This is a genomic window from Chiayiivirga flava, assembly GCF_014202825.1.
GTDB classification, from domain to species: Bacteria; Pseudomonadota; Gammaproteobacteria; order Xanthomonadales; family Xanthomonadaceae; genus Chiayiivirga; species Chiayiivirga flava.
Window position 1 is genome coordinate 561,782 of record NZ_JACHHP010000001.1, and the last position, 25,915, is coordinate 587,696.

General features: G+C 69.1%; 25 protein-coding genes. 4 read left to right on the plus strand and 21 right to left on the minus strand.

The genetic code is table 11. The features are described from left to right. Positions 1-20 precede the first annotated feature (20 nt). Positions 21-1,391, minus strand: a complete 1,371-nt coding sequence (gene pmbA / locus HNQ52_RS02320; RefSeq protein ID WP_343059173.1) for a metalloprotease PmbA — start codon at positions 1,389-1,391, stop codon at positions 21-23. Between the two features lie 120 nt (positions 1,392-1,511). Between pmbA and yjgA the strand changes: the two genes are divergently transcribed. Then, complete coding sequence (yjgA, locus tag HNQ52_RS02325; protein WP_183959403.1) at positions 1,512-2,180, plus strand: ribosome biogenesis factor YjgA; 669 nt, start codon at positions 1,512-1,514, stop codon at positions 2,178-2,180. A 334-nt stretch (positions 2,181-2,514) separates the two neighbouring features. Here yjgA and tldD read toward each other — a convergent pair whose 3' ends face one another. From tldD to HNQ52_RS17605, 17 genes are all read right to left on the minus strand, one after another. Then, complete coding sequence (tldD, locus tag HNQ52_RS02330) at positions 2,515-3,954, minus strand: metalloprotease TldD (RefSeq protein WP_183959405.1); 1,440 nt, start codon at positions 3,952-3,954, stop codon at positions 2,515-2,517. 107 nt (positions 3,955-4,061) lie between these two features. After that, a complete protein-coding gene (kdsB, locus tag HNQ52_RS02335) occupies positions 4,062-4,844 on the minus strand; it encodes a 3-deoxy-manno-octulosonate cytidylyltransferase (RefSeq protein ID WP_183959938.1) in 783 nt (260 codons plus the stop codon). Between the two features lie 5 nt (positions 4,845-4,849). Then, positions 4,850-5,908, minus strand: a complete 1,059-nt coding sequence (gene lpxK / locus HNQ52_RS02340; protein ID WP_183959407.1) for a tetraacyldisaccharide 4'-kinase — start codon at positions 5,906-5,908, stop codon at positions 4,850-4,852. 53 nt (positions 5,909-5,961) lie between these two features. Further along, entirely contained in the window at positions 5,962-7,713 is a 1,752-nt protein-coding gene (gene msbA, locus HNQ52_RS02345; protein WP_343059174.1) for a lipid A export permease/ATP-binding protein MsbA, read from the minus strand. A 38-nt stretch (positions 7,714-7,751) separates the two neighbouring features. Next, positions 7,752-8,177 carry an ExbD/TolR family protein gene (locus HNQ52_RS02350; protein WP_183959412.1) on the minus strand — a complete coding sequence of 142 codons (426 nt, stop codon included), beginning with the start codon at positions 8,175-8,177 and terminating at the stop codon, positions 7,752-7,754. Continuing rightward, positions 8,174-8,830 carry a MotA/TolQ/ExbB proton channel family protein gene (locus HNQ52_RS02355; protein WP_183959414.1) on the minus strand — a complete coding sequence of 219 codons (657 nt, stop codon included), beginning with the start codon at positions 8,828-8,830 and terminating at the stop codon, positions 8,174-8,176. Before HNQ52_RS02355 ends, HNQ52_RS02350 begins: the two co-directional genes overlap by 4 nt. 104 nt (positions 8,831-8,934) lie before the next feature. After that, positions 8,935-11,256, minus strand: coding sequence for a DNA internalization-related competence protein ComEC/Rec2 (locus HNQ52_RS02360; RefSeq protein ID WP_183959416.1), 2,322 nt, complete (start codon positions 11,254-11,256; stop codon positions 8,935-8,937). Positions 11,257-11,321: 65 nt separating this feature from the next. After that, positions 11,322-12,026 carry a lipoprotein-releasing ABC transporter ATP-binding protein LolD gene (gene lolD / locus HNQ52_RS02365; RefSeq protein WP_484484034.1) on the minus strand — a complete coding sequence of 235 codons (705 nt, stop codon included), beginning with the start codon at positions 12,024-12,026 and terminating at the stop codon, positions 11,322-11,324. A 16-nt stretch (positions 12,027-12,042) separates the two neighbouring features. Then, positions 12,043-13,287 carry a lipoprotein-releasing ABC transporter permease subunit gene (locus HNQ52_RS02370; RefSeq protein WP_183959419.1) on the minus strand — a complete coding sequence of 415 codons (1,245 nt, stop codon included), beginning with the start codon at positions 13,285-13,287 and terminating at the stop codon, positions 12,043-12,045. Continuing rightward, positions 13,280-13,720: a hypothetical protein gene (locus HNQ52_RS02375; protein ID WP_183959421.1), complete on the minus strand. Its 441-nt coding sequence runs from the start codon at positions 13,718-13,720 to the stop codon at positions 13,280-13,282. Before HNQ52_RS02375 ends, HNQ52_RS02370 begins: the two co-directional genes overlap by 8 nt. Beyond that, positions 13,686-13,937 (minus strand): succinate dehydrogenase assembly factor 2, encoded by a 252-nt coding sequence (locus HNQ52_RS17005; protein ID WP_183959423.1) that lies wholly within the window; start codon positions 13,935-13,937, stop codon positions 13,686-13,688. Before HNQ52_RS17005 ends, HNQ52_RS02375 begins: the two co-directional genes overlap by 35 nt. Positions 13,938-14,193: 256 nt before the next feature. Beyond that, the gene (locus HNQ52_RS02385) at positions 14,194-14,619 is read right to left on the minus strand and encodes an MAPEG family protein (RefSeq protein ID WP_183959425.1); all 426 of its coding nucleotides are present in this window, start codon (positions 14,617-14,619) and stop codon (positions 14,194-14,196) included. A gap of 84 nt (positions 14,620-14,703) precedes the next feature. Then, positions 14,704-15,492: a succinate dehydrogenase iron-sulfur subunit gene (locus HNQ52_RS02390; protein ID WP_183959427.1), complete on the minus strand. Its 789-nt coding sequence runs from the start codon at positions 15,490-15,492 to the stop codon at positions 14,704-14,706. A 126-nt stretch (positions 15,493-15,618) separates the two neighbouring features. After that, a complete protein-coding gene (gene sdhA / locus HNQ52_RS02395; RefSeq protein WP_183959429.1) occupies positions 15,619-17,427 on the minus strand; it encodes a succinate dehydrogenase flavoprotein subunit in 1,809 nt (602 codons plus the stop codon). A 4-nt stretch (positions 17,428-17,431) separates the two neighbouring features. Continuing rightward, positions 17,432-17,860, minus strand: coding sequence for a succinate dehydrogenase, hydrophobic membrane anchor protein (sdhD, locus tag HNQ52_RS02400; RefSeq protein ID WP_183959431.1), 429 nt, complete (start codon positions 17,858-17,860; stop codon positions 17,432-17,434). Then, the gene (sdhC, locus tag HNQ52_RS02405) at positions 17,857-18,264 is read right to left on the minus strand and encodes a succinate dehydrogenase, cytochrome b556 subunit (protein ID WP_183959433.1); all 408 of its coding nucleotides are present in this window, start codon (positions 18,262-18,264) and stop codon (positions 17,857-17,859) included. The genes sdhD and sdhC overlap by 4 nt, the downstream gene beginning before the upstream one ends. Positions 18,265-18,330: 66 nt before the next feature. After that, a complete protein-coding gene (locus tag HNQ52_RS17605; protein WP_246387466.1) occupies positions 18,331-18,441 on the minus strand; it encodes a DUF1674 domain-containing protein in 111 nt (36 codons plus the stop codon). A gap of 108 nt (positions 18,442-18,549) precedes the next feature. Here HNQ52_RS17605 and ygfZ point away from each other — a divergent pair, with 108 nt between their 5' ends. Continuing rightward, positions 18,550-19,437, plus strand: coding sequence for a CAF17-like 4Fe-4S cluster assembly/insertion protein YgfZ (gene ygfZ, locus HNQ52_RS02415; RefSeq protein WP_183959437.1), 888 nt, complete (start codon positions 18,550-18,552; stop codon positions 19,435-19,437). A gap of 171 nt (positions 19,438-19,608) precedes the next feature. Further along, the gene (locus HNQ52_RS02420; RefSeq protein ID WP_183959439.1) at positions 19,609-20,445 is read left to right on the plus strand and encodes a phosphate/phosphite/phosphonate ABC transporter substrate-binding protein; all 837 of its coding nucleotides are present in this window, start codon (positions 19,609-19,611) and stop codon (positions 20,443-20,445) included. 36 nt (positions 20,446-20,481) lie between these two features. Here HNQ52_RS02420 and HNQ52_RS02425 read toward each other — a convergent pair whose 3' ends face one another. After that, entirely contained in the window at positions 20,482-21,348 is an 867-nt protein-coding gene (locus HNQ52_RS02425) for a DnaJ C-terminal domain-containing protein (protein WP_183959939.1), read from the minus strand. Positions 21,349-21,541: 193 nt separating this feature from the next. Next, positions 21,542-21,982, minus strand: a complete 441-nt coding sequence (locus tag HNQ52_RS02430; protein WP_183959441.1) for an Hsp20/alpha crystallin family protein — start codon at positions 21,980-21,982, stop codon at positions 21,542-21,544. Between the two features lie 225 nt (positions 21,983-22,207). Between HNQ52_RS02430 and HNQ52_RS02435 the strand changes: the two genes are divergently transcribed. Further along, entirely contained in the window at positions 22,208-22,684 is a 477-nt protein-coding gene (locus HNQ52_RS02435) for a peroxiredoxin (RefSeq protein ID WP_183959443.1), read from the plus strand. A gap of 534 nt (positions 22,685-23,218) precedes the next feature. On the opposite strand, the gene gyrA is transcribed toward HNQ52_RS02435, so the two are convergent. Then, positions 23,219-25,852: a DNA gyrase subunit A gene (gyrA, locus tag HNQ52_RS02440; RefSeq protein WP_183959445.1), complete on the minus strand. Its 2,634-nt coding sequence runs from the start codon at positions 25,850-25,852 to the stop codon at positions 23,219-23,221. Positions 25,853-25,915 lie beyond the last annotated feature (63 nt).

Below are 25,915 nucleotides of genomic sequence, written 5' to 3' on the forward strand. Positions count from 1 at the left end.
CGACGTGACACGGCGCCGCGTCAGTCGGCCGCGGCGCCGCCAGCGACCGTCATGCGGCCGAGCAGGATCGAGCCGGTGAGCACATGCGAGCGGGTGTCGACGTCGTTGCCGACCGCCTCGATGCCGAGCAGCATCTGGCGCAGGTTGCCGGCGATGGTCACCTCGTCGACGGGATAGGCGATTTCGCCGTTCTCCACCCAGAAACCCGCGGCGCCGCGCGAATAGTCGCCGGTGATGGTGTTGACGCCCTGCCCCATCAGTTCGGTGACCACGAGCCCGCGCCGCATGCCGCGGATCAGCGATGCGCGCGTGTCCGCACCGGTGCCGATGGCGAGGTTGTGCACGCCGCCGGCGTTGCCGGTGGACTCCAGCCCGAGCTTGCGCGCCGAATAGCTGCCGAGGATGTAACGCATCAGCACGCCGTCGCGCACCAGGTCGCTGTCGACGGTGGCCACGCCCTCGGCATCGAACGCGGACGAACGATGACCGCGCGGCAGATGCGGGCGCTCGACCAGATCGATGCCGCGCGGCAGCACCTGCTTGCCGACATGGTCGAGCAGGAACGAGGCCTTGCGATACAGCGCACCGCCCGACACCGCGCCGAGCAGATGGCCGATGAGGCTGCGCGCGCATTCCGCGGTGAAAAGCACCGGATACTCGCCGGTGCGCACTTCGCGCGGAGACAGGCGCGCGACGGTGCGCTCGGCGGCGCGGCGGCCGATCTCCTGCGCGGAGGCGAGCTGCGCGAAGGCGCAGTGCGCGTCGTACCAGTAGTCGCGCTGCATCGCATCGCCCTGCCCCGCGATCAGCGACAGACTCAGGCTGTGGCTGGTGCTGCGCTCGGCCCCGACGAAGCCGTGGCTGTTGGCGTAGACCGACAGACTCGCGCCGGTGGAGACGTTGCCGCCGTCCGAGTTCGCGATGCGCGCGTCGGCGTCGCGGCCGGCGGCCTCGCAGTCGAGCGCGAGCTGCACGGCGGCGTCGGCGTCCAGCGGCGCCGGATGCCACAGATCCAGATCGGGGAAGTGGCGCGCCATGCGCTCGGCATCGGCGAGGCCGGCGCAGGGATCGTCCTCGGTATGACGCGCGATGGCGCAGGCCTGGTCGATGGTGGTTTCGATCGAGGCGGGGTCGAGGTCGGCGGTGCTCGCGTTGGCCTTGCGCTGGCCGAAGTACACCGTCACCGACAGTCCACGGTCGCGCGTGTGTTCGATGGTTTCGACCTCGCCCATGCGCACGCCGACCGCGAGGCCGCGGTCTTCGTTGATGCCGACCTCGCACTGGCTCGCGCCGCGCGCCGCGCAGCGCGCGAGCACGTCGCGCGCGAGCTCGGAGAGGCGGTCGAGCGTGGCCTGCGAGGCGTCGGCGGGAGTTTCGATCAACGGGGTCACGTGGCGTATCCTTTGCAGCCGGGAATCGGAAATGGGGAAGCGGGATTCGGAACGCAACGCCGGAGCTCGCGCCGCCAGTTCGATTGCCGATTCCCCATTTCCCACTCCCGGCGTTGATCGATGCGCGGACGCGACGAAGAAACCAATGAATTCCTGGGGCCCAGCCGCAGCCAGCAGCGGCGCGAGGCGCTGGCGATATTCGACCTGGCCGAGGTGCTGGTGGGATTGACCGACGGCCAGCTCGCGCCGATCCCGATGCCGGACGAGTTGCGCGACCTGGTGCGCGATTCGCGCCGCATCACCGCGCCGATCGCGCGCAAACGCCAGCTGCAGTTCCTGGCCAAGCACATGCGCCGCGAAGAGGACGAGACGCTCGACGCGATCCGCCGCGCGCTGCAGCACGACCGCGACGAGGCGCGCCGCGACACCGCCGCCCTGCACCAGCTCGAGGCCTGGCGCGATCGCCTGCTGGCCGAAGGCGACCCGGCGCTGGCGGAACTGCTGCAGGCGCATCCGCATCCGGACCGGCAGCATCTGCGGCAACTGGTACGCAACGCGAAAGAGGAGCGGCTGAAGAACAAGCCACCGCACGCGTTCCGCGAACTGTTCCGCGAACTGAAGGCGATGATGCGCGAGGACGCGACCGGGAACGAGGACGGCAACGGCGAGGCTGCATTCGCGGACGATGACGACGCGTTCGGCGAGCACTTCGAGGAGCACGATCCGGCGGATGCACCGGACGACAGCGGCGAAGACCACGATCCCGCGCCGCGCTCGCGGCGCGGCTGATCGCGTCCGCGGCGCAGCGGCCGACGCCCTAGCACCTTCCACGCCGCGTGTCTGAGCCCCTCTCCCCGTGGGAGAGGGGTTGGGGAGAGGGTTCGGGGGTCGACGACGCCCCATCCGCACGGCGAAATCAGCGGTCGAATCAAGCCATGCTCGTCGCTGCAAACGTCGGCAGCGCGCATGAAGAGGAGCGACTCGATACGACCGACCGGACCGGTTCCGGACACCAGTGTTGAGGACTGCCGAACCCTCTCCCCAACCCCTCTCCCACGGGGAGAGGGGCTCCGTGCGGCGATCGCGAGCGTGGCAATCCGCGGCATTTCCGTTTCCAGCGTGCTCACGCGCGCGTGCCGCCCACCGTCATCGCGTCGATCTTCAGCGTCGGCTGGCCGACGCCGACCGGCACGCTCTGGCCGTCCTTGCCGCAGATGCCCACGCCTTCGTCGAGCGCCAGGTCGTTGCCGACCATGCTGACGCGCGTCATCGCCTCGGGCCCGTTGCCGATCAGCGTCGCGCCCTTGACCGGCGCGGTGATCTTTCCGTCCTCGATCAGATACGCCTCGGTGGCCGAGAACACGAACTTGCCGGAGGTGATGTCCACCTGGCCACCGCCGAAATTCACCGCATACAACCCGCGCTTGACGCTGCGGATGATGTCCTGCGGATCGCTCTGGCCGGGCAGCATGTAGGTGTTGGTCATGCGCGGCATCGGCAGCTGCGCGAACGATTCGCGCCGACCGTTGCCGGTGGGCGCGACGCCCGTCAGGCGCGCATTGAGCGTGTCCTGCATGTAGCCGACAAGGCGGCCGTTCTCGATCAGCGTGGTGCACTGCGTCCGCGTGCCTTCGTCGTCGACGCTGAGCGAGCCGCGCAGGCCCAGCAGCGTACCGTCGTCGACGATTGTGCACAGCGGCGACGCCACCATCTCGCCGACGCGGCCGGCGTAGGTGGACGTGCCCTTGCGGTTGAAGTCGCCTTCGAGCCCGTGGCCGACGGCTTCGTGCAGCAGCACGCCGGGCCAGCCCGGGCCGAGCACGACGGGCATGGTGCCGGCCGGCGCGTCGATGGCCTCGAGCGCCACCAGCGCCTGCCGCAGGGCTTCGTTGGCCCAGCGCAACGCGCGGCCGTCCTGCAGCAATTCGACATAGCCGTAGCGCCCGCCGCCGCCCGCGTAACCCTGCTCGCGGCGGCCGTTGTGCTCGACGATGACGCTGATGTTCACCCGCACCAGCGGCCGCACGTCGCCCGCGAGCGTGCCGTCCGAACGTGCGACGAGCATGGTGTCGCGCACGCCGGCGAGGCTGATCATCACCTGGCGCACGCGCGCGTCCGCGGCGCGCACGTGCGCGTCGATCTCGCGCAGCACGCGGACCTTGGCTTCGCTGTCGAGGCTCTCGACCGGGTCGATGGCCGGATACAGCGCACGGTTGTCGCCCACCGCCAGGCCACGCCCGTTGCCGCGCTGGCCGCTGCGCGCGATGGCACGCGCGGCTCCCGCCGCATCGAGCAGCGATGGCAGACGGATTTCGTCCGAATACGCGAAGCCGGTTTTCTCGCCGCTGATGGCACGCACGCCGACGCCCTGCTCGATCGAGTGCGACCCCTCCTTGACGATGCCGTCCTCCATCGCCCAGCTCTCGTGGCGCGAGTTCTGGAAATAGAGGTCGGCAAAATCGACGCCGGGGCCGAGAAGCCGGTCGAACACGCGCTCCAGATCGGCGGACGCGAGGCCGGCAGGAGCCAGCAGACGGGATTGTGCGAGGACGAGACTGGACATTCGGGTGCGTCGCGGGGAATGCGACAAGATGGGACTTCGCAGCGCGTGGTTCAAGCCCGCACGCGCGCGACCGCGGCGCGACGACCGCACGCACGATGCGCCGCAGCTTATGGCACCGGCCCCGCCGCGGCGGCTCGGGCATGCAGGTGCTGCTCGACGCGCCGCAGATCGTCTTCGGTATCGACCCCGGCCGGGAACGGCTCGGGCGAAAGCGCCACGGCGATCGACCAGCCGGCCTCGAGCGCACGCAGTTGCTCCAGCGACTCGATCCGTTCGAGGTCCGACGGCGGCATCGCGGCGAACGCACGCAGCGCACCCGCGCGGTAGGCGTACAGGCCGATGTGGCGCAACCAGGTGTGCTGCGGCAGGGTGATGCGGTCCTGCGCGAAGGCGTCGCGGTGCCACGGGATCGGGGCGCGGCTGAAATACAGTGCGCGCCCGTTGCGGGCGGTGACAAGCTTGACGACGTTGGGGTCGAACAGGTCGCGCGTGTCGTGCAGCGGCGTGGCGAGCGTGGCGATCGGCGCATCGGCGGCGGCCAGCGTCTCGGCCACGCGGCGGATCGCGGCCGGCGGCGCGAGCGGCTCGTCGCCCTGCAGGTTCACCACGATGTGCTCGTCCGCCCAGCCGCGCTGCGCAGCCACGTCGGCGAGCCGATCGGTGCCGGACGCGTGCGTGCTCGCGGTCATGCAGACGTCCAGCCCCAGCGGCGCCACGGCATCGGCGATGCGCGCGTCGTCGGTGGCGATGACCACCTGCGCGGCGCCGGCCTCCAGCGCGCGGCGCGCGACGTGGACGATCATCGGTTCGCCGGCGATCGCGCGCAGCGGCTTGCCCGGCAGGCGCGTCGCGCCGAAGCGCGCGGGGATCGCCACCACGAAGCCGGGCAGCGCGCTCACGTGCGCGCTTCCGCCACGGTGGCGCGGACACGCTGCGCGAGCGCGTCGAGGAATGCCGCGGGCACGCTGGCGTCGACCGGCACCCCGTGCATGCGGTCGGTGGCAAAGGCGTCGCACTTCACCGCGTCCTTCTCCGTCATGAGGATCGGCAGCGTGTCGCCGAAGGCCAGATCCGCGGCCACGAACGCATGGTGATCGGGAAACGGATGCGCGATCGGTTCGATGCCGTGCGCCCGCAGCGTCGCGAAGAAGCGTTCGGGGTCGGCGATGGCGGCGACGGCGTGCACGCGCTGTCCGGCGAACGCGGCGAGCGGCGTCCGCGTCCCGCTGTCGAGCGCCACCGCCTCGGCGGCACGCAGCTGCATGGTCACGCTGCGCGCGATCAGCGCGGCCGGAAACGCGGCGCCGCACGGCGTTGCGGCGGGCGCCGCCGAGCCGAGATTGAGCACGACGAAATCGCAGGCGTCGCCGCGTCCGACCGGCTCGCGCAACGGACCGGCGGGAACCACGTGCAGATTGCCGAGCCCGCGGCGGCCGTCGACGACGAGGATTTCGATGTCGCGCATCAGCGTGTAGTGCTGCAAGCCGTCGTCGGCGATCAGCACGTCGATCTCGCCGGATTTTTCAAGCAGGCGTGCGGCGACGTAACGCCCCGGCGCCACCGCCACCGGCACGCCCGTGCGGCGCGCGATCAGCAGCGGCTCGTCGCCGACATCGGCCGCGCTCGCTTCGCTGGTCACGCGGCGCAGATCGTTGACGCGGCGTCCGTAGCCGCGCGACACGACGCCGGGACGCAGTCCCCGCGCGCGCAGACCCTCGACCAGCGCGATCGTCAGCGGCGTCTTGCCCGCACCGCCGACCGTGAGATTGCCGACCGCGATCACCGGCACGCCCACGCGCATCATCTGCGGCGCGCCGTACAGATATTCGCGCCGGCGCTGCTCCGCGGCGCGTGCGAACAGCGAGGAACACCACCGCAGCACCGCGTTCGGCGGGACGTCGCCATACCAGCGGCGCTCCAGCCAGCGGACGATCGCGGTCTTCAACGCAGTCATGCCTGCCCGCCGAGGCACGCTGGCAGCGGATCGCGGGCCGCCTGCACGCGCGCTCACGCCTGATCCGCCGCCGGCGGATCCGCGTCGTCGCGGAACTGCAGGCGGTACAGCGCCGCATACATGCCCTCGCGCGCGAGCAGGTCGGCATGCCGGCCCAGTTCGACGAGGCGGCCACCGTCGAGCACGGCGATCTGGTCGGCGTGCTCGACGGTCGACAGTCGGTGCGCGATGACGAGCGTGGTGCGATCGCGCATCAGGCGCGACAACGCGTCCTGGATCAGCCGTTCGGACTGCGTGTCGAGCGCGCTCGTGGCCTCGTCCAGGATGAGGATCGGCGCGTCCTTGAGCAGCGCGCGCGCGATCGCGATGCGCTGGCGCTGGCCGCCCGACAGCAGCGCGCCGTGCTCGCCGACCGCGCTGTGGATGCCGTCCGGCAGCTTGCGGATGAATTCCATCGCGTTGGCGGCTTCTGCCGCGGCAACGATCTGTTCTTCGCTCGCGCCGGCAAGCCCGCCGTAGGCGATGTTGTCGGCGATGGACCCGTTGAAGATCACCACGCGCTGGCTCACGAGCGCGATCTGCGCGCGCAGATCCGCGAGGCGGTAACGTTCGATCGGTTCGCCATCGAGCAGCAGCTGTCCGCCGCTGACTTCGTAGAAGCGCGGCAGCAGGCTCACGAGGCTGCTCTTGCCGCTGCCGGAGGGGCCGACGAGTGCGGTCACCGTACCGGGCGCGCAGCGCAGCGTGATGCCGTCGAGCGCGTTGGCGCTGGCGTCCACGTAGGCGAGGCGCACGTCGCGGAATTCGATGTCGCCGCGGCAGCGCGTCAGCGGCTGCGTGCCCGTGTCCGCTTCGACCGGTCGATCCAGCACATCGAACAATTCGTCTGCCGCCGCCACGCCGCGCTGGATCGTCGCCTGCACCGACGTCAGGCGCTTGAGCGACGGCAGCATCAGCAGCATCGCCGTCATGATTGTCATGAAGCTGCCGGGCGTCATCGTGTCGAGCAGGTCAGGACGGGTGGCGCGCCAGACGATGGCCGCCAATGCGCTCGCGGCGAGCAGCTGGATCGCCGAGGTGCTGAACGCGTTGGTGCTGGCAACCTTGAGGTTCAAGCGCAGGTTGCGGCTGGTGGCATCGTCGAACCGCTCGGCCTCGCGCGACTGGCCACCGTAGATGCGCACCTCGCGATGTCCTTCGACCGCCTCTTCCACCAGTCCCGTCACCGAGCCCATCGAGCCCTGGATGTTGCGATTGATGCGCCGGTAGCGGCGCCCCACGAACTGCCACACGATGCCTGTCAGCGGGACCATGAGAAACAGGTACAACGTGAGACTTGGACTCTCACGAAACATCGTCCAGATCATCACCATCACGGTGAGGCTGTCAACGATGAGCACCTTCACGGAGTCCGCACTGGCTTGGGCCACCTGCTCGGCGCCGTAAATCACCCGCGAGATCACTTGCCCCGACGGTTCGCGGTCGAAGTACGTCGCCGGCAGTCTCTGATAGTGCCGAAAAATGGCATTGCGCAAGTCGCGCACGACGCTGCGACCCATGCGCGCCATGCCGTAGTCCGTCGCAAACGTGGCGATGCCGCGCAGCAGAAACAGCCCCACCAGCGCTATCGGCATCCAGCGGATCGCATCCGGATCACGCTGCACAAAAAGGTCATCGAGCAGCGGCTTGATGAGATTGGTGAACAGCCCGGCACCTGCGGCATCGAACACCATTCCCACGAAGGCGAGCAACGCAAACCCCCAGTAAGGAACCGAGTAGCGCAGCAGGCGCCGATAGATTGCCACGCCTGACGCCTGCGTCCTGCGTGTCGGCGCGACCTGTTTCATTTCGCGTCGGTGCCCGGCACCGTCGCGATCGACAGCCGCGTGAACCCGAGTTGCCCGATCGCGTCCATCGCCGTGATCACCGCCTGGTGCGGCGTGCGCGCGTCCGCGCGCAGCGTGACCGCCCGCTCGCGATCGTCGCCGGCCACCTGGCCGATGGCTTCGCGCAGCGAATCGACGTCGCGCTTGATGACTTCGCTGCCGCCGACGAAGTAACGCCCCTGTTCGTCGATCACCACCAGCAGCGGATCCTTCGGCACCTCCGCGCTCTGCGCGGCGGCCTGCGGCAGCTCCACGCGCATCGCGCTGCGGTCCTGGAACGTGGTGGTCACCACGAAAAAGATGATCAGCGTGAGCACCACATCGATCAGCGGGATCAGGCCGATCTCCGGATCGTCGGTGGTGGCGCGTGCGCCGATCCTCATGCGGCGGGGGCCGCCGTGCGCCGACGCGGCGCGGCGGCGGGCGCGGGCTGCGGCTGTTCGTCGAGGGTGTCGAGCAGCGCCATGGCCTGCTTTTCCATCTCGATCACGAACTCGGTGACGCGGCCGCGGAAATAGCGGTGGAACAGCAGCGCCGGGATCGCCACCACCATGCCGGCCGCGGTGCAGATCAGCGCCTGACCGATGCCGCCGGCCAGTTGCGTGACATCGCCGATGCCGTGGTCGAGGATGGCGAGGAACATGTGGATCATGCCGATCACCGTGCCGAGCAGGCCCAGCAGCGGCGCGACGCTCGCGATGCTGCCGAGCGTGTTGAGGAAGCGTTCGAGCTGGTGCACCACGTGCCGGCCGACGTCCTCGATGCGCTCCTTGACCTGCTCGCGCGGCCGGTGCCGCACCTCGAGCCCGGCGGCGAGCAGCTCGCCGAGCGGCGAGTTGCTGCGCAACGCCTGCAGGTGCGCCGGGTCGAGCTTGTGCTGGCGCGCCCAGGCGCGGACCTCGTCGCCGAGGCCCGGCGGCAGCACCACGCGCCGGCGCAGCGTCCAGAAGCGTTCCAGGATGATCGCGACCGAGATCGCCGAGGCCGCGAAGATCGGCCACATGATCCATCCGCCGCTCAGCAACAGTTCCAGCACGCGTCGACTCCTGGCAGGCGGCATCCGGCCGCGACTGCGCATCTTAACCGCGCGGCCGGGGAATGGAACGCGCCGAGGACTTGCGACGGTGCCGTGACGCCGCGCTATTCCTCGCGCCACGGCCGCGGGCGGTCGATCCGCCGCGCCTCGCGCACGTGCACGCCGCCGCCCAGGCGCACGTGCACGGCGCCGGCAGCGGCGGTGTCGAGCAGCGCAATGCCGCGCCGGCGGTAGCGCGCGAGCACCTCCGCGCGCGGCAGGCCGAAGCGGTTGCGGTGGCCGCTGGCCACCAGCGCGAGCTGCGGCGAGACGGCATCGATGAAGGCACCGCTCGACGAGGTGGCGCTGCCGTGATGCGGGACGATCAGCAGGTCGGCGTCGAGCGCATCCGGGTGCATCCGCCGCAGGCGCGATTCGATGGTCTCGGAGATGTCGCCGGGCAGCAGCGCCACGCTGCCGTCGGCGGTCTCGATGCGCAGCACGCAGGAGCTGTCGTTGCCGAAGTACGGGAACAGCGGCGGCGGATGCAGCACTTCGAACGCGACGCCGTCCCACGTCCAGCGCATCCCGGCCAGGCACGGGGTCTCGTCCGCCTGCGGTTCGCGGCGCTGGACCAGCGACCGCGACGGCGGGAAGACGCGGCGCACCGCCTCGGCGCCGCCGGCATGATCGTTGTCGCCGTGGCTGAGCACCATGCGATCGAGCCGCGCCACGCCGAGTCCGCGCAGCGCCGGCACCACGGCCGATGCGCCGAGGTCCGCGCCCGCCGGATACGAAGGCCCGGCGTCGTACAGCAACGCGTGCTGCCGCGTGCGCACCAGAACCGACAGGCCTTGCCCCACGTCGAGCAGCACGATATCGGCCTCGCCGTGCGGCGGCTGCAGCCGCGCCGGCCACAGCAGCGGGAGCAGCAACAGCAGCGCCAGCGGTTTCCCGGGCACGCCGCGCGGCAGCAGCAGCCAGAGCGCACCGAGCAGCGCCAGCCCGAACGCGGCGGGCGACGCGTCCGGCAGGTACACCAGCGATCCGCGCAGCGCCGCCAGCGGCTCCAGCAGCAGCCACAGCGCCTGCATCAACCACGCGGACAGCGCGAACAGCGGCGCGCCCCAGGCCTCCGCGAACAGCGCGAGCGCGGTGCCCGCGAGCGCAACCGGCACCACCACGAAACTCACCCACGGCACCGCCACCAGATTCGCCAGCGGCCCCGCCACCGACGCCTGACCGAAGAACCACACCGTCAGCGGCAGCAGGCCGAGCGTGCTCACGCCCTGCGCCGACAGCAGCGCATGCAACGGCGAAACGCGCCAGGCCTGCGGCAGGCACCACAGCAGCCACGCCACGCCGAGGAACGAGAGCCAGAACCCCGCGTTGAGCACCGCCAGCGGATCGGCAAGCAGCATCGCGATCAGCGCCAGCGCCAGCGACTGCGCGCCGGAGAACGCCCGGCGCAGCAGCACGGCGGCGAGCGCCGCCGCGATCATCAGCAACGTGCGCACCGTCGGCAGCGCGAACCCGGCCAGCGCGGTGTAGCCGGAGGCGGCGGCCAGCGCGGCCAGCGCCGCGGCCTGCGGCAGCGGCAGACGCAGCCCCAGGCCCGGCACGAGGCGGTACAGCAGCCGCGCGAGCAATGCGCCGAAACCCGCGACGATGCCCACGTGCAGGCCGGAGATCGCGATCAGGTGCGTGATGCCCGTGGCGCGCAACACGGTCCAATCGTCGTCGTCGAGGCCGCGCGTGTCGCCGACCGCGAGTGCCTGCACGAAACGCGCTTCGGGCGCGTCGACCGCGCGCGCGATCGCATCCGACAGCGCCGCGCGCAGCGCGTCGACGCCGCCGCCCGGCGCCAGTGCGCGATTGGTCGCCACGTCGCGCACGTAGCCCGTGGCCGCGATGCCGCGGTCGAGCGCATGCCGCTCGGCATCGAACCCGCCCGGATTCACGCCGCCGCGCGGGCGCTTGAGCCGCAGCGTCAGCGCCCAGCGACTGCCCGGAGCGGGCACGGGTCCGCTGCGGTACCAGCCCAGCCGCAGCAGCCGGCCGGTCAGCGCTGCCGCGTCGCCGTGCGCGGCGTCGACACGGAACTCGAATCGCGTGCCGGACGCATCGGCGCGCGGCAGGCCGACCACCGTGCCCTGCACCTGCAGGTCGACGCCTTCCAGCGCGTGCGGCAGGCGCGCCTGCATCGCCGCGGCAAGATGCAGGCAAGTCAAGCCCGTGCCGAACAGCAGCGCCGCCGCGCAGCGCCAGCGCGGCCGCCGCAGCAGCAATCCCAGCCCGACAAGGCCGAGCGCGATCGCGACAGGCACCGGAACGATGCCCGGCAGCGAGATCGCAGCCACGGCACCGGCCAGCAGGCCCGCCGCCAGCGGCAGATCGAACGGCGGCAGCGCGCCGGGCAGGCGCGCGGGGATTCGCGGCACGTCCACAGCAGGTCCCTCCGCCGTGGTGCGCTCCGGTATGCGGCGCGATCAGCGCGCGTGCACGACCCGGGCTACACCTGCTCCGGCGCGAGTTCGCGCAGGGTTCCGCCGGCCAGCTCCAGCGCCCGATCCATCGTGCGCGCCAAGCCGCGATCGTGCGTCACCAGCACGAAGCTGGTGCCGATCTCGCGGTTTAATTCCAGCATCAGTGCGTACACCGATGCGGCGGTTTTTTCGTCGAGGTTGCCGGTGGGCTCGTCGCCGAGCACGCAGGCGGGCCGCGTCACCAGCGCACGCGCCACGGCGCAGCGCTGGCGTTCGCCGCCGGACAACTCGCCCGGCTTGTGGTGGGTGCGCGCGCCCAGGCCGACGCGATCGAGCAGCGCGTGGGCGCGCCGCGATGCCTCCGGCATCGCCGTGCCGCCGATCAGCAGCGGCATCATCACGTTCTCGAGCGCGGTGAATTCCGGCAGCAGGTGATGGAACTGGTAGACGAAGCCAAGCGCGCGATTGCGCAACCGGCCGCGCGCGGCGTCCGACAGCGCATTCATCTTCTCGCCACCGACGAACACTTCGCCCGCGCTCGGCGTATCGAGCCCGCCGAGGATGTGCAGCAGCGTGCTCTTGCCGGCGCCGGACGCACCGACGATGGCCACGGTCTCGCCGCGCCCCACGCAAAAGTCGATGCCGTCGAACACACGCGTGTTGAGCCCACCCTCGACATAGGTCTTGGCCAGCCCGCGGCACCCGAGCACCATCGATTCCCGATTCCCCATTCCCGACTCCCGGCCCTTATTCATAACGCAGCGCCGTTGCCGGATCGGTACGCGAGGCGCGCCACGCCGGATAGATCGTCGCAACCATGCACAGCACGAACGCGACGATCGCGATGGTGAGGATGTCGTCGCCGCGCATGTCGGTCGGCACACCGGTGATGTAGTAGATGTCCGACGGCATCACCTCGAAACCGAGCAGGCGTTCGAGCCCCGCGACCACCAGATGCAGGTTCGTCGTCAGCAGCACGCCGCCGATCAGCCCAAGCACGATGCCGACCACGCCGATGATCGAGCCCTGCACCACGAACACGCCCATCACCGAGCGCGGCGTCATGCCGAGCGTGCGCAGGATCGCGATGTCGGACTGCTTGTCGGTCACCAGCATGATCAGCGACGACACCAGGTTGAACGCCGCCACCGCCACGATGAGCGACAGGATGACGAACATCACCGACTTCTCCATCTTGATGGCGCGGAAGAAGTTGGCGTGGTCGCGGCTCCAGTCGCGCACGCGGTAGAACTCGCCCATCTTGTCGGCCAGATCGCGCGCCACCTGCCACGCGGTGTCCATGTCGTCGAGTTTCAGCCGCACGCCGCTCACGCCCTCGCCCATGCGCAGCAGCTTCTGCGCGTCGGCCAGGTGGATGACGGCGAGCTGCAGGTCGTACTCCTGCATGCCCGCCTTGAACACGCCGACGACCGTGAAGCGCTTCATCTGCGGCACGATGCCCATCGGCGTGCTGCGCGATTCGGGCACCAGCACGGTGACCGCATCGCCCACGTCGGCGCCCAGATATTGCGCAAGCTCGATGCCGAGCACGATGCCGAACGCACCGGGCTTCAGATCGTCGAGCGATCCGGCCTGCATTACCTCTCCGATCTCCGACACCTTCGGTTCCAGCGCAGGATCCACTCCGCGCAGCAGCGCGCCGATGTTGTTGTAGCCCGACAGCAAGGACTCGCGCTCGACGTACGGCGCCGCGCCGAGCACGCGCGGATCGCGCTCGGCGATGGCCACGGCCTTCGGCCAGTCGCGCAGCGCCTCGCCGGCACCGGCGATGGTCGCGTGCGACACCATGCCCAGGATACGCGCGCGCAGCTCCTTCTCGAAGCCGTTCATCACCGAAATCGTGGTGATCAGCGCCACCACGCCGAGCGCGATGCCGAGCATCGAGGCCAGCGAAATGAACGAGATGAAATGGGTGCGGCGCTTGGCCCGCGTGTAGCGCAGGCCGATGGCGAGCTCGAGCGGCTTAAACATGGGCGGGCTCACGCGCCGGCAGTCGATGTGCGTGGTGCATCGCCCACAGTCGCACGCGGCGGCGGGTGGCCGCGTCGAGCGTGTCCGGTGCGCACGGGATGCGCCGCACGGCGTCGAACGGCAGGTCGAGCACGAGCAGGGCCAGCGGACCGCGCTCGACGAACTCGCGCAGCTGCACCGCGGTTTCGCTATACGACGCGTGCAGCATCGCTGCGCTGCCGTCGGCGCGCAGCACGAGCGTGGCCGCACTCGCGCGATGCAACGCGCGACGCGCCTGCAGCCACAGCGGCGGCACGAGCAGCACGGCGATCCACGGCAGCGCGGACAGCCAGACGGATACCGCCGCCAGCAACCCGATCGCGACCAGGGCCGCGTCCAGCCACCGCGAGACGGTCAGATCAAGCCGCAGCGGCGGCGAGGATGTGTCGGACAAGCGCATCGAGCTCCGCATCGTCGGGGCGGTCGTGCCCCAGGAACCAGCGCCAGAGCGCGGTGTCTTCGCAGGCGAGCAGGCGTTCGAACGCCGCCCGCTCGCAAGGTTCCGCATTCTGCCAGCGGACATCGAGATAGCCCAGCAGCAGGCGGTCGAGCTCGCGCATGCCGCGCCGGGCGCGCCAGCGCAGGCGTGGGAGGTCGGTACCGGTGGTCACGCGTCCCGTCCGACCGGGAACACAACCGGCCCGATTGAGAACGCGACCAGCCCGAGTTCCTTCTCCCCCCGGGAGAAGGTGCCGGCAGGCGGATGAGGGCGAGCCGGTTCGTGCCGGACTGAACGGGACGTCGACGCCTGCAAACGCTTGGAACGGGACATCTCGCTGCATTGCAGCCTGGCGCCCTCATCCGCCCTGCGGGCACCCCGGATCGAGTACGGGGCAGGCTCTTCTCCCGCAGGGAGAAGGAAGATCGTCACAGCGCGCGGGCGATGATCCAGCCCCACATCGCCCACAGACACAGCGCGGACAGCGAATACACCGCGAACCGGTGCATGACCTTGTTGTAGCTGCACTGGATGATGCTGTGCGCCACGCGTCCGAGCACGAAGCCCCACGCCAGTGCCAGCGTGATCGCGTCGACCAGCGCGAACTGCACCGCCGCCAGCGCACCGACGTAGAACATCACCGGCAGCTCGAACAGGTTGATGAAGTTGTCCGAGGCACGCACGTCCTCGTACCTGCCGGCTTTCGTCACCGAGGTCGCCACCGACTGGGGATGGATGCGCCGGCGGCGCATTTCCGGGATGCGGACGGAATACAACCGCAGCCACACACCGAAGGTCAGCAGCGCCATCGCCGCAAGCGGCCAGAACATCGAACCCCACCCGATCGCGGTCATCGCCCCTGCTCCGTCAGATCACGTTGTTTCGGATCACGCGCGTCAGTGCGCGCATGCCGGTGCGCGCATGTCGAACCGCGCCCGTCAGATGCCGCGCCGCTGCACCATCAGCTTCTTGATCTCCGCGATCGCCTTGGCCGGGTTCAGGCCCTTCGGACAGGTGCGGGTGCAGTTCATGATGGTGTGGCAGCGATAGAGCCGGAACGGATCTTCGAGATCGTCCAGACGTTCGCCGGTGTCCTCGTCGCGGCTGTCGGCGATCCAGCGGTAGGCCTGCAGCAGGATCGCCGGGCCCAGGTACTTGTCGCCGTTCCACCAGTAACTCGGGCACGCGGTGCTGCAACAGGCGCACAGGATGCATTCGTACAGACCGTCGAGCTTCTTGCGGTCTTCCGGCGACTGCAGGCGCTCGCGGTCCGGCGAGACCGTGCTCTGGGTGCGCAGCCACGGCTTGATCGACGCGTACTGCGCGTAGAAATGCGTCATGTCCGGCACCAGATCCTTCACCACGGCCATGTGCGGCAGCGGGTAGATCGGTACATCCTTCTTGCCGCAGTCGTCGATGGCCTTGGTGCAGGCCAGCGTGTTGGTGCCGTCGATGTTCATCGCGCACGAACCGCAGATGCCTTCGCGGCACGAGCGGCGGAAGGTCAGCGTGGGATCGATCTCGTTCTTGATCTTGATCAGCGCGTCCAGAACCATCGGGCCGCACGCTGCGAGATCGACCTCGTAGGTGTCGACGCGCGGGTTCGCGTCGTCGTCCGGATTCCACCGGTACACCTTGAACGTGCGCGGATTCTTCGCGCCGGCCGGCGCCGGGAAATGCTTGCCCTTGCCGATCTTCGAATTCTTCGGGAGGGTGAACTCAGCCATTGGAGGTCCGTGATTCGAGATTCGTGATTCGTGATTTGGAAGAGCCGGCGTCGTGATGGGTCGTGACCAGCATCGCGGCACCACCGCTCTTCCGAATCACGAATCCCGAATCCCGAATCCCGCGCATCAATACACCCTCGCCTTCGGCGGCACGGCCTTGATCTCGTCGCTCATCGTGTACATGTGCACGGGGCGATATTCGATCTTCGTGTTGCCGGCGGCGTCGATGCTGCATAGGGTGTGCTTCATCCAGTTCTCGTCGTCGCGCTTGGGGTAATCCTCGCGCGCGTGGGCGCCGCGGGATTCCTTGCGATTCTCCGCCGAGACCATCGTGACCACGGCCTGGTCGAGCAGGTTCTGCAGTTCCAGCGTCTCGATCAGGTCCGAGTTCCAGATCAGCGAGCGATCGGTGACCTTCACGTCGGCGAAGCTTGCGTGCACGTCGCGGATCTTCTTCGTGCCCTGGGCCAGGGTTTCGCCGGTGCGGAACACGGCGGCGTCGGCCTGCATCGTACGCTGCATGTCGAGGCGGATGTTGGCGGTCGGCGTCGCGCCGTTGGCATTGCGATGCCTGTCGAGGTTGGCCAGCGCCCGGTCGCAGGCCGACGCCGGCAGCGTCTTGTGCGGGGCGTTCCTGACGATGGTCTCGGCGCAGCGGTTCGCCACCGCGCGGCCGAACACCACCAGATCGAGCAGCGAATTCGAACCCAGGCGATTGGCCCCGTGCACCGACACGCAGGCCGCTTCGCCGATGGCGTACAGGCCCGGCACCACGGCATCGGGGTTGTCGCCGCGCAGCTGCACCACTTCGCCGTGGTAGTTGGTCGGGATGCCGCCCATGTTGTAGTGCACGGTCGGCAGCACCGGGATCGGCTGCTTCTCGACGTCGACATTGGCAAAGATGCGCGCGCTTTCGGCGATGCCCGGCAGCTTCTCGTGGATGACTTCCGGCCCGAGGTGCGTGAGGTCGAGCAGGATGTGGTCCTTGTGCTCGCCGACGCCGCGGCCTTCGCGGATTTCCATCGTCATCGCGCGGCTGACCATGTCGCGCGGCGCGAGGTCCTTGACGCTCGGCGCGTAACGCTCCATGAAACGCTCTCCGTTCGAATTGCGCAGGATGCCGCCTTCGCCGCGCACACCTTCGGTGATCAGGCAGCCGGCGCCGTAGATGCCGGTGGGATGGAACTGCACGAATTCCATGTCCTGCATCGCAAGGCCGGCGCGCAGCACCATGCCGCCGCCGTCGCCGGTGCAGGTGTGCGCGGAGGTGGCGCTGAAGTACGCGCGGCCGTAGCCGCCGGTGGCCAGCACGGTGCCCTGCGCACGGAACAGGTGCAGCTCGCCGGTGCTCATGTCGAGCGCCAGCACGCCGCGGCAGGCGCCTTCGTCGTCCATGATGAGGTCGAGTGCGAAGTATTCGATGAAGAACTGCGCGTCGTGCGCCAGCGACTGCTGGTAGAGCGTGTGCAGGATGGCGTGGCCGGTGCGGTCGGCCGCGGCGCAGGTACGCTGCGCGGGCGGGCCTTCGCCGTAACGCGTGGTCATGCCGCCGAACGGGCGCTGGTAGATCTTGCCGTCCTCGGTGCGCGAGAACGGCACACCGTAGTGTTCGAGTTCGATGATGGCCGGGATCGCTTCGCGGCACATGTACTCGATCGCGTCCTGGTCGCCGAGCCAGTCGGAGCCCTTGACCGTGTCGTAGAAGTGGTAGCGCCAGTCGTCCTCGCCCATGTTGGCGAGCGCGGCGGCGACGCCGCCCTGCGCCGCGACGGTGTGCGAACGCGTGGGGAACACCTTGGTGATGCAGGCGGTGTTGAGACCCTTCTGGGCAAGGCCGAACGTCGCGCGCAGGCCGGCGCCGCCGGCGCCGACGACGATCATGTCGTACTTGTGTTCGGTGATCTTGTAGGCAGGCTTTACGGACGATGCTGTCATGGGATCAGGCCGCGAAAACGATGCGGCCGATGGCCACGATGGCGACAATCGCGGCAAGCGCGTTGACGAGGAAGTTGAGGACCTGCAGGGAGACTTCCATCCACGGCGTGTGGATGTAGTCCTCGGCCACCACCTGCAGGCCGAGCTTGGAGTGGTACAGCAGCGCGGACACAAGCGCGATCAGCAGCGCCGCGTTCAGCGGCTGCGCGAGGGTGAGCCGCACGGTGAGGTAGTCCGCGCCGAGCAGGCTGAAGACCAGCCAGACGAACCACGGCATCAGCAGCGCCAGCGCCACCGCAGTAAGGCGCTGCATCGTGAAGTGTTTCACGCCGTCCTTGGCCGAACCCAGGCCGCGGGCCTTTGCGAGCGGATTGCGCAGGCGGCCCACCTGTTCCGGCGCGCGCTTGCGGCCCTGGTGCGCGTCGACGTTCATGCCGCCGCTCCGAGCAGACCGAGCTGGCGCAGCGCCAGCAGCCACAGCGCGACGGTCACGATCGCGGTCAACGCCACCACCGTCCAGCCGGAGCGGTAGAACTGCGGGATCTCGAAGCCCAGGCCCACGTCCCACGCCAGATGGCGCAGGCCGTTGAAGAAGTGGTAGACCACGCAGAACAGCGCGCCGAACACGATGACGAGCCCGGGAACGGAGGTGGCACATGCCATGAACTGGGCATGTGCCTGCGGACCTGCGGCCACCGCCGTCAGCCACCAGACCATGCCGAACGCGCCGATCGACAACACCACGCCGGTGATGCGATGCAATATCGACATCGTCATCGTGATCTGGAACCGGTACACCTGCAGATGCGGTGACAGGGGGCGTTCGCGCTGCGTCATGGACACGCTCTCGTGAAGCTTGCGGAAAAGAAGGGAGCCGGCGATGACTGCATTACGTGGTCATCGTCAGAAGTCGATGCAGCGGCCGTTCTTTTCCCAGTCGCCGTAGCGGGTGGGCTCGGGGCCGTCGCGGCCGCCGATCTCGCGCGGGAGCACCGGGCTTGCCGCAGGCGACACGGACCGATCCTGTGCGGGTCGGACGTCGGGTGCGGGCTCGGGGGCTGGCTGCGGTTGACCTATCATGTGCGGCGTTCGTGCAACGCACAAAGGTTAAACCCTGACCCCATGTGGAGCAAGCTCGATTCCCCCGACGATGGTCGAACCACGACCGCGCTGTGCCTGCCGGACGTGCAGGTGCTCGCGCTCGAAGGGCGCGATGCCGCAGCGTTCGCGCAGGCCCAGTTCACCGGCGACGTCCAGGCGCTGGCCGACCTGCACTGGCAATGGAGCGCATGGCTGACGCCGAAGGGCCGCGTGGTGGCGCTGTTCCAGCTGCTGCGCCTCGATCCCGAGCGCTACTGGGCCATCGTGCGCGACATGCCGGCCGCAACGCTCGCGCAGGCGCTCGGACGCTTCGTCTTCCGCAGCAAGGTGCGGCTGCTTCCGCTGGACGTGCCGGTGAGCGGTGTCGCGGACGCGGCGCCGGTCACGCAGGCGATGGCGCTGCGCCACGACGACGGCGGCGTCGACATCGCGCTCGAGCGCGACGGCACGCGCGCCCTGCGCATCGGCCCGGCCGGCGCCGACCGCGGCCGCGATGCACCCGACGCGCTTGCCGCGTGGTCGCTGGCCGACATGGCGGGCGGGCTGCCGCGCCTGCAGGACGCCGCCGTGGAGGCCTACACCCCGCAGATGCTCGGGCTCGACCGCTTGGCCGCGTACAGCCTGAAAAAGGGCTGTTACCCCGGGCAGGAAATCGTCTCGCGCACGCACTTTCTCGGGCAGGCCAAGCGCGGCCTCGTCCGCGTGGAGCTGCTTGCGCCGGCCCGCATCGGGGAGCGGTTCGTGTCCGATGCGGGCACGGCGGCCGAGGTGGTCTGCAGCGCGTCGGCAGGGACCCGGCGCGAAGCGCTGCTGGTGGCCGCGCTCGACCCGCCGGCAGCGCTGTGGCGCGACGCGGACGGGGTCGATCGTGCGACACCGCTGCCGTTGCAGGACAGCCTGCTGCGCTAGCCCGCCGACGGCGCCAGGCCGCCGCCTACGTGGTGCTGCCGGCCGCGTGTATGATGCCGCTGCGCGACGCGCAGAACGGCCGCATCCAAGGGCCGCGGGCGTCGCGCCCACATCGATTCGGCCGTCACCGCCACGCGACGGCCACCGGCGATCTGACAGGAGGAGTCGCCAATGCACCACCTACGCCGCGCGGGCGCCGCGCTGCTGTTGCTGACCGGCATCGCCGCCACCGCGCCCGCATCGGCCGCCGATTTCCGGATCGCGGTCGAACCCGCGTACCCGGTGGAGCAGGCGCAGGAGGTCTACAAGCCGCTGATCGATTACCTCGCGGCCAGCACCGGCCACACCTTCGAACTCGTGGTCGCGCGCAACTACCACTTCCACTGGCACGATCTGCGCCAGAACACGCCGGTCGATTTCGCCTTCGAGGAAGCCCATTTCGTCGACTACCGCGCCACGCACCAGCAGTTCGAACCGCTGGTGCGTACCGCCGAGCCCACGTCGTATTCGCTGCTGGCGCAACCGGACTTCGAGAGCGGCGGGCTGAAGGGCCTGATCGGCCGGCCCGTGGCCTGCATGCCGGCGCCGAGCCTGGGCTTCGCGCTGCTGACCGAGCTCTACGACAACCCGGTCGCGCAGCCGGACATCCGCTCCGAAGCCGCATCGTGGCAGAGCGGCGTGGAGATGGTGTTCGGCGGCGAGGCCGACGGCGCGATGGTGCCGTCGCGCCTCGCGGAACTCTATCCGAACCTCGTCATCCTGCAGCGCAGCCGCGATTTCCCGGGCCGCGCGTTCAGCGCCGCGCCCGGTGTCGATGCGGCGGTGAAACAGGCCGTGAAGGACGCGCTGCTGAAGCTGCACGAAGACACCGACGCCTACCCGGTACTGGCGGAACTGGGCGCATCGCGCTTCGAGCCGGCCACGCGCGCCGAGTACGTCGGCCAGGAAGACATGCTCAAGGGGTTCTTCGGCTACGTCGAGGCGACCCGGCCCGAAGCATCCCGCTGATCGTCCGCCCGCCTGCCCTGCGCCCGCGGGCGGACGTCAGGACGGTTCGGCCACCGAGGCGCCGAACGCCTCGGCCAGCGCGCGGTAACGCTCGCGCTGCAGTTCGTTGGCCGGCGCCGGTGCACGCACCTCCAGCAGCACGAACTGGTCCCCCGGCACGGCCCCGGGCAAGCCGCGCCCGCGCAGCCGCAGGCGGCGGCCGCTGTCCGACCCCGGCGGCACCCGCACGGTGACGCTGCCGCCAAGCGTCGGCACCGCAATCTGCGCGCCGAGCGCGGCATCCCACGGAGCGATCGGCCAGCGCAGCAGCACATCGCGGCCGTCGAGTTCGAACTGCGCATGCGGGGCGAGTTCGATTTCCAGCAGCAGATCGCGGCCCTGCCCGCCCTGGCCGGACAGACGGATCTGCTGGCCGGCCTGGATGCCGGCCGGGATCTTCACGTCGAGCGTGCGACCGTCGATTTCGATGCGGCGCGTGGCCCCGGCGTAGACCGTCTCCAGATCCACCTGCAGCCGCGCGCGGCGCTCCGTCGGCGGCCGGGCGCCGGGCCGTCCCGCGCGCGCGCGCGCGCCGAACAGCGACTCGAAGAAATCGCTGAATCCTTCCTGCCCGCCGAAGCCTTCGCCGAAGTCGACGCCGCCGTCGCCCCAGTTCGGCGGCGGCTGGAACTCGTCGCCGGGACGGTAGCCGCCGGCGCGCACGCGGTCGTAGGCGGCGCGCTTCTTCGCATCGCCCAGCACCTCGTTGGCTTCGTTGATCGACTTGAACTTCTCTTCGGCGCCGGCTTCCTTGCTGACGTCGGGGTGGTACTTGCGCGCCAGCCGACGGTAGGCGGCCTTGATCGCCTTCTCGTCCGCCGTCGGCGCCACGCCGAGGATGTCGTAATAGTCCTTGAACTGCATCATCTACCCCGCTTTTCCGACCGCCGCGGCGGCGCGGCGGAATGGACTGGTCATTCGGTGGACGTCGCGTGACGTCGAACAGCAAAACGGCCCGCGGCGCACGCGCCGCAGGCCGGTGGGAACCGACGCCACAGTAGCCGGCCGCAAGGCCGATGGGAACGCGCGGTCACGCGTTCCCGCGGGCGGCGTCCGCTTACTGCACCTGGATGCGGCGCGGCTGCTGCTCGGCCTTCTTCGGAATGCTGATCTCCAGCACGCCGTGCTTGCCGGTGGCCGTGATGTTGTCGGCATCGGCACTGTCGGGCAGCGCGAAGCGGCGGTGGAAGCTGCCGTGGGCGCGCTCCACGCGCGACCAGCGCTTGCCCTCTTCCTTCACCTCGGCGCTGCGCTCGCCCTTGATCGTCAGCACGCCCTTGTCCATGTGGACCTCGACGTTGGCCGGATCGACGCCCGGGATGTCGGCGAAGATGACGAAACGGGTCTCGTCCTCGCGGATGTCGACGCGCGGGGTCCACTGGCTGGTGGCGACGTTCGAGGTATCGCCTTCGGCCTCGCCGAAGAAGCGGTCGAAGATCTGGCGCAGGTCGTTGGCACTGCGGGCGTTGAAGGGGCTGCCGTAGCGGATGGTGTTCATGGGCGTACTCCGGATGTGGGTGCGGCGACGTGCCGCTTGCCCGGTATGTGTGATCGCCCGGCGGCAGTTCAAGGGTGCCCGCAGCACAGCTGCGGCCGGGTGGGCCGCGGATGCCGCCGGCAAGCGCCCGGCGACGCCGTCCGGGCGGGCGCCTGTCCCCGCACCGCCGCGCGGCGCACGTGCGAAAATGCCGTCGCGCGATCCGCGCTCAAGACACCCAGACCCATGTCCATCAAGATCGGCGAGCGCATCCCGCACGCCCAGCTCAACGTGCTCACCGACGGTGTGCAGACCGTCACCACCGAGGAGTTGTTCGACGGCCGCAAGGTGTTGCTGTTCTCGGTGCCCGGCGCGTTCACGCCGACATGCTCGTTCAAGCACCTGCCGGGCTACGTCGACAAGCTCGACGAATTCCGCGCGCGCGACATCGACGTGGCCTGCATGTCGGTGAACGATGCCTTCGTGATGGCGGCCTGGGCCAACAGCCAGCAGGTCCCGCCGGACCTGCGCATGCTCGCCGACGGCAACGCGGCGTTCGCCGAGGCGCTCGGGCTGACGATGGACGCCACCGCGTTCGGCATGGGCAAGCGTTCCAAGCGCTTTGCGCTGTATGCGGAGGATGGCGTGGTGCGGCAGCTGTTCGTCGAGGCGCCCGGCGAGTTCAAGGTGTCGTCGGCGGAGGCGGTGCTGGCGGCGATCTGAGCGGTCAATCGGCGGCCTGACGCGCAATGGATCGATGATCTGCACATCGCCCGCATGACGTAGATCAAGCCCCTCTCCCCGTGGGAGAGGGGTTGGGGAGAGGGTTCGGGCTGATGCGAAGCGTTCACCGCTTCGAAGCGGTCGGACGCGTACTACATGCTTTTTGCGAAGCGCTGAACGAGCGAGATGAACTCAGGCATCCGCCTGAATGTTCGTGCAAAGCCCGCGATACGGCGCTGCCCGGACCCTCATCCGGCGCTACGCGCCACCTTCTCCCGGAGGGAGAAGGGCGAGCGGGCTTCCGCTTCCAAAATTTACTTTGATCGTTCCGATCGGCTCGGCAACTCGTGCTCCGTGCTCCGTGCTCGGACTGACCTTGACGCTCGCTTAACGATCCCGCGAAGTCCGCGATACGACTCTGCCCGGACCCTTATCCGGCGCTGCGCGCCACCTTCTCCCGCGGGGAGAAGGGCAAGCGTGCTTCCGCTTCGTACGTCGATTCCAATCGTCCGAAGCGGCTCAACAACCCGACGATTAAGCCTCGGGCAGCCCCTCGCCTTCGCTCGACGCAGCAGCATTACCGGCATCATCCAGCGGCGGCAGCGCCGCATCCGAATTTGCCGACGCCGATGCATCCTCGACGAAGGCCTCGATCGCCACCACGCCCACCAGCACTTCGTCCGCCGGCAGGCGGATCAGCGTCACGCCCTGCGTGTTGCGCCCCACGCGCGCGATCTCGGACGCACGCGTGCGCACCAGCGTGCCCTGGTTGCTGATGAGAAGGATTTCGTGCGCCTCGTCCAGCTGCACCGCGCCCACCAGCCTGCCGTTGCGTTCGCTGGTCTGGATCGCGATCACGCCCTGGGTGCCGCGGCCCTTGGTCGGGTATTCGTCGAGCGGCGTGCGCTTGCCGTAGCCATTGGCGCTCGCGGTGAGGATGTCGCCGTCGCCGTCTGCGACGATCATCGAGACCACCTGCTCGCCCGCCGCCAGGCGCATGCCGCGCACGCCGGTGGCATTGCGGCCCATCGGGCGAACGGAATCCTCCTCGAAGCGCACACCTTTGCCGTTGGAGGCGAACAGCATGATGTTGCGCTCGCCGTTGGTGATCTGCGCATCGACCAGTGCGTCGCCGTCGTCGAGGTTGATCGCGATCTTGCCGCGCGCCAGTTCGAACGCGTATTCCGACAGCGGCGTCTTCTTCACCGTGCCGTTGCGCGTGGCGAAGAACACGTAGCAGTTCTCGGAATACTCGCGGATCGGCAGCACCGCCTGGATCTTCTCGCCGGCTTCGAGCGGCACGAAGTTGATGATCGGCCGCCCGCGCGCGTTCGGTCCGGCATCCGGCAACTGGTACACGCGCAGCCAGAACACGCGGCCGGTGCTGGTGAAGCACAGCAGCGTGTCGTGCGTGTTCGCCACCCACAGCCGTTCGACGAAATCCTCTTCCTTCATCGCCGTGGCCGAGCGCCCCTTGCCGCCGCGCTTCTGCGCGCGATACGTGCTCACCGGCTGGCGCTTGGCGTAACCGGTGTGCGAGAGCGTGACGACCACGTCTTCCGGCGCGATCAGGTCGAGGATGTCGAGGTCTTCCTGGCTCTGGCGGATCTCGCTGCGGCGCGCGTCGCCGTATTCCTCGCGGATGTTGCGCAGTTCGTCGCGGATGACTTCGAGCAGGCGGTCGGGGTCTTCCAGGATGCGGATCAGCGCGGCGATCGTCTCCAGCAGCTGGCGGTATTCGTCGGTGAGCTTTTCCTGTTCCAGCCCGGTCAGGCGGTTCAGGCGCATCTCGAGGATTTCCTTGGCCTGCACCTCGGACAGCTGGTAGCCGTCGGCGTGCAGCCCGATCTCGCGCGACAGATCCTCCGGACGCGAAGCGTCGGCCCCGGCCGCTTCGAGCAGCGCGGCCACGAGTCCCGGCGCCCAGCGCCGCGCCAGCATGCGCTCGCGCGCCACCTGCGGGCTTTCGGAGGTCTTGATCAGCTCGATCATCTCGTCGATGTTCGCGAGCGCAACGGTCAAACCTTCGAGGATGTGCGCACGCGCGCGGGCTTTCCGCAGTTCGAAGATCGTGCGCCGCGTCACCACTTCGCGGCGGTGGCGGATGAAGGCCTCGAGGATCTGCTTGAGATTCAGCAGCTGCGGACGGCCGTCGACCAGCGCCACCATGTTGATGCCGAACACGTTCTGCATCTGGGTCTGCTGGTACAGGTTGTTCAGCACCACGTCGGCGGCTTCGCCGCGTTTGACCTCGATGTAGATGCGCATGCCGTCCTTGTCGGACTCGTCGCGCAGCTCGCTGATGCCTTCGAGCTTCTTCTCCTTCACCAGCTCGGCGATCTTCTCGATCAACCGCGCCTTGTTCACCTGATACGGCAGCTCGGTGACGATGATGGCTTCGCGGCCGTTGTCGTCGTTCACCTCGATGTCGGCGCGCGCACGGATCAGCACGCGGCCGCGGCCGGTGCGGTAGGCGTGGTGGATGCCGGCGGTGCCGTTGATGATGCCGGCGGTGGGGAAATCCGGGCCCGGCACGAACTTGAGCAGGTCCTCGATGTCCAGATCGGGGGAGTCGATCAGCGCGATGGTGGCGTCGACGATCTCGGTGAGGTTGTGCGGAGGGATGTTGGTCGCCATGCCCACCGCGATGCCGGCCGAACCGTTGATCAGCAGGTTCGGCACCCGCGTCGGAAGCACCCGCGGTTCGAGTTCCTTCTCGTCGTAGTTCGGCTGGAAGTCGACGGTTTCCTTGTCGATGTCGGCCAGCAGCTCGTGCGTGAGCTTGGTCATGCGTGCTTCGGTGTAACGCATCGCGGCGGCGTCGTCGCCGTCGACCGAACCGAAGTTGCCCTGTCCGTCCACCAGCAGGTAGCGCAGCGAGAACGGTTGCGCCATGCGCACCAGCGTGTCGTACACCGACTGGTCGCCGTGCGGGTGGTATTTGCCGATCACGTCGCCGACGATACGGGCCGATTTCACGTGCGGGCGGTTGCTGTGCGTGCCCAGTTCGTTCATCGCGTACAGCACGCGACGATGCACCGGTTTCAGTCCGTCCCTGACATCCGGAAGCGCGCGGCCCACGATCACGCTCATCGCGTAATCGAGGTAACTCTTGCGCATCTCGTCTTCGAGATTGACCGGAATGATTTCCTTCGCGAGGTCTGCCATGTTTTCCCGAAACTACGTCAGTGTGTGCTGCACGCCGGTGCAGGATCGAGGCCCGGTTTGCGG

What these genes read in the sequence shown, in the direction of transcription:
- gyrA (WP_183959445.1), bottom strand. Translation starts at nt 25,852, where the DNA reads ATGGCAGACCTCGCGAAGGAAATCATTCCGGTCAATCTCGAAGACGAG.
- HNQ52_RS02420 (WP_183959439.1), top strand. Translation starts at nt 19,609, where the DNA reads ATGCACCACCTACGCCGCGCGGGCGCCGCGCTGCTGTTGCTGACCGGC.
- tldD (WP_183959405.1), bottom strand. Translation starts at nt 3,954, where the DNA reads ATGTCCAGTCTCGTCCTCGCACAATCCCGTCTGCTGGCTCCTGCCGGC.
- HNQ52_RS02350 (WP_183959412.1), bottom strand. Translation starts at nt 8,177, where the DNA reads ATGAGGATCGGCGCACGCGCCACCACCGACGATCCGGAGATCGGCCTG.
- sdhC (WP_183959433.1), bottom strand. Translation starts at nt 18,264, where the DNA reads ATGACGCAGCGCGAACGCCCCCTGTCACCGCATCTGCAGGTGTACCGG.
- sdhD (WP_183959431.1), bottom strand. Translation starts at nt 17,860, where the DNA reads ATGAACGTCGACGCGCACCAGGGCCGCAAGCGCGCGCCGGAACAGGTG.
- yjgA (WP_183959403.1), top strand. Translation starts at nt 1,512, where the DNA reads ATGCGCGGACGCGACGAAGAAACCAATGAATTCCTGGGGCCCAGCCGC.
- HNQ52_RS02425 (WP_183959939.1), bottom strand. Translation starts at nt 21,348, where the DNA reads ATGCAGTTCAAGGACTATTACGACATCCTCGGCGTGGCGCCGACGGCG.
- ygfZ (WP_183959437.1), top strand. Translation starts at nt 18,550, where the DNA reads ATGTGGAGCAAGCTCGATTCCCCCGACGATGGTCGAACCACGACCGCG.
- lolD (WP_484484034.1), bottom strand. Translation starts at nt 12,026, where the DNA reads ATGGGGAATCGGGAATCGATGGTGCTCGGGTGCCGCGGGCTGGCCAAG.
- HNQ52_RS02390 (WP_183959427.1), bottom strand. Translation starts at nt 15,492, where the DNA reads ATGGCTGAGTTCACCCTCCCGAAGAATTCGAAGATCGGCAAGGGCAAG.
- HNQ52_RS02370 (WP_183959419.1), bottom strand. Translation starts at nt 13,287, where the DNA reads ATGTTTAAGCCGCTCGAGCTCGCCATCGGCCTGCGCTACACGCGGGCC.
- lpxK (WP_183959407.1), bottom strand. Translation starts at nt 5,908, where the DNA reads ATGACTGCGTTGAAGACCGCGATCGTCCGCTGGCTGGAGCGCCGCTGG.
- HNQ52_RS02385 (WP_183959425.1), bottom strand. Translation starts at nt 14,619, where the DNA reads ATGACCGCGATCGGGTGGGGTTCGATGTTCTGGCCGCTTGCGGCGATG.
- sdhA (WP_183959429.1), bottom strand. Translation starts at nt 17,427, where the DNA reads ATGACAGCATCGTCCGTAAAGCCTGCCTACAAGATCACCGAACACAAG.
- HNQ52_RS02430 (WP_183959441.1), bottom strand. Translation starts at nt 21,982, where the DNA reads ATGAACACCATCCGCTACGGCAGCCCCTTCAACGCCCGCAGTGCCAAC.
- HNQ52_RS02435 (WP_183959443.1), top strand. Translation starts at nt 22,208, where the DNA reads ATGTCCATCAAGATCGGCGAGCGCATCCCGCACGCCCAGCTCAACGTG.